Origin of the sequence: Dapis hubbardiae BLCC-M172, from assembly GCF_050016015.1 — a bacterium.
Lineage (GTDB): Bacteria > Cyanobacteriota > Cyanobacteriia > Cyanobacteriales > Microcoleaceae > Trichodesmium.
In genome coordinates this window covers 52,131-54,319 of the sequence record NZ_JBNHEQ010000038.1, presented here as the reverse complement: position 1 = coordinate 54,319, position 2,189 = coordinate 52,131, and the positions used below count along the sequence as shown (strand labels likewise).

Sequence of the window (2,189 nt, the reverse complement as noted above, 5' to 3'; positions counted from 1 at the left end):
AATTATTGCAGACTTTAACCGGCCATGAGAATTGGGTCTATGGTGTAGCATTTAGTCCGGATGGAGAGACTATTGCCACTGCTAGTTCTGACAAAACAGTGAAGTTATGGAAACTTCAGGGGCAATTATTGCAGACTCTGGTAGGGCATAAGAATTCGGTCTATGGTGTAGTATTTAGTCCGGATGGAGAGACTATTGCCACTGCAAGTTATGACAAGACAGTGAAGTTGTGGAACCGTCAGGGGCAATTATTGCAGACTCTCACCGGCCATGAGAATTGGGTCTGGGGTGTAGCATTTAGCCCGAATGGCGAGATTATTGCAACTGCAAGTAGTGACAAAACAGTGAAACTTTGGAACGTTTGGAAGTTCGATCGCCTCCATGAATGGGGTTGCAACTGGATGCGCGACTACCTAGAAAATAACCCCAATGTCAGTGAAAGCGATAGACATTTGTGTGATGGTGTTGGGAAATGAGATACCATGTCAAATCCAGATATTGTAGGGGCGAATGGTCATTCGCCCCTACGCATTGTATGATGATCGACGGAATTATGTTACTCCGAAATTAAATGAATTTACCTAAATATTTAACCACATTACCCCCAACAAAATTCTGGTTTTACCTCAGCCTAACCCTAGCCATAATTTGTGGAATTTTAGGAATAATTCCCGCCTTCAGCCATCAATATGTCGTCCAAGATGACGCTCGCTCCCATGTTTTTTGGATGGCAAGATTTCTCAATCCAGAACTTTTTCCCAACGATATTATTGCCGACTATTTTCAATCAGTCGCCCCCAAAGGATATACCTACTTTTATCAACTATTTTCCCTCATCGGCATCCCACCTTTATTACTCAATAAATTCCTGCCAATAATATTAGGATTAATCACAACTACCTATTGTTTTGGAGTCGCAATAGAAATATTACCCGTGCCACTCGCGGGATTTCTCAGCACATTATTTTTGAATCAAAATCTCTGGCTCAAAGACGACTTAATCTCCGCCACCCCCAGAGCATTTTTCTATCCTTTATTCCTAGGATTTCTCTATTACTTCCTCAGACATTCTTGCTTAGGAATAGCGATAACAATCTCTCTTCTCGGATTATTTTATCCCCAAGGAGTTTTTCTATGTTCCGCCCTCTTAGTCTTAGACTTTCTCTACTTCCGAAACCAGCAAAAATTTACCATTTTAACCATTGGTTTAACCACAGCATTTTTTGTACTTCTACCCTACGCCTTAAATACCTCCAAATATAGTCCGATAATTACATTAACCCAAGCCAAAAAATTACCAGAATTTTTTCCTGGAGGTAGAGCATCCTTCTTTTCAGATAATAGTTTTGATTTTTGGTTAACAGGCGATCGCTCCGGTATTATTCCTCCAGAATGGTTATCTCAATCTTTCCTCCCTCCCCAAGTTTGGGCAGGATTATTATTAATCATTTTCTTAAGCTTAAATTACTTTCCCCTCGCCAAAAAAGTCACTAACAAAATAATCCTTTTACCAGAATTAGCCCTAGCATCAACCGGAATATTTTTAGCCGCCCACTTATTATTATTTCGACTACATCATCCTAGTCGTTACAGTCAACATAGCCTCAGAATTATCATGGCATTAGCTGGTGGAATAGCCTTTACTTTAATAATTGATTTTCTCAGGCAAAAATTCCATCTATTCAACCATTCCTCCCAAACAAAACCAGTCGGAAAAATCAAAACTATATCTATATCAGGACTTACGGAGAAACCGGGTTTATCAAATAAATTTCTTGATTTGAATCAGAGTAATAAACCCGGTTTCTTGGTTTATTTGCGTAAGTTATCTATATATATAGTATTAATTTTACTCCTTTTATATCCAGCTTTAACCAACAACTTTCCCGTCACTAATTATGTAGTAGGAAAAGCACCCGAACTTTATGAATTTTTAGCCAAACAACCCTCAGATATCCGCGTTGCTTCCTTAGCATTAGAAGCTAATAATATTCCTACTTTTGCTAAACGTTCAATATTAGTCGGTTCAGAATATGCTTTGCCATATCACCAAGGATATTATGCTGAGATAAAACAACGAGCAAATGATTTAATCCAAGCCCAATATAGTCCGAATTTAGAACAAGTGAAAAATTTTATCCAAAAATATGACATTGATTTTTGGTTATTAGATTCTCAGGCATTGACTT

The 2,189-nt window shown here is 38.4% G+C and carries 2 protein-coding genes; both read left to right on the top strand.

Annotation, left to right across the window (positions count from 1 at the left end; genetic code table 11):
* On the top strand, positions 1–476 hold a 476-nt coding region (locus ACP6PK_RS04290; RefSeq protein ID WP_426558055.1), incomplete at its 5' end, for a WD40 repeat domain-containing protein.
* 95 nt (positions 477–571) lie between these two features.
* A partial coding sequence (locus ACP6PK_RS04285) for a hypothetical protein (RefSeq protein WP_426558053.1) occupies positions 572–2,189 on the top strand: 1,618 nt, incomplete at its 3' end.